Here is a 272-nt window from a genome sequence, read left to right as displayed (position 1 = left end):
CTCATTGGCTCGTCGTTAGCAGGCGATGGCCAATGAACTAGCAGTAAGTCGACCGAATCAACTTGTAGCTTTTCAAGTGACTTTTTAACGCTTGGGATAAAGTCGCTTTTATTTAATTTGTTATTCCACACTTTGGTAGTTAAGAATATTTCACTGCGCGGTATATTACTATCTTTTATGGCTTGGCCTACTTGCTCTTCGTTGCCATAAATTTGTGCGGTATCAATATGGCGAAACCCAACTTCGAGCGCCATTTTTACTGAGTTATAGGC

The 272-nt window shown here is 40.8% G+C and carries 1 protein-coding gene; it reads right to left on the bottom strand.

Annotated features, from left to right (window positions below; genetic code table 11):
* Window positions 1–272 (bottom strand): aldo/keto reductase (locus tag AAEY83_RS15060; protein ID WP_351060172.1); only part of this gene is annotated, 272 nt, incomplete at both ends.

This window comes from Psychrobacter sp. TB20-MNA-CIBAN-0197 (assembly GCF_040309765.1).
Lineage (GTDB): Bacteria > Pseudomonadota > Gammaproteobacteria > Pseudomonadales > Moraxellaceae > Psychrobacter > Psychrobacter submarinus.
The sequence above is the reverse complement of the archived record's forward strand: the minus strand, read 5'-3'. Positions and strand labels throughout refer to the sequence as shown.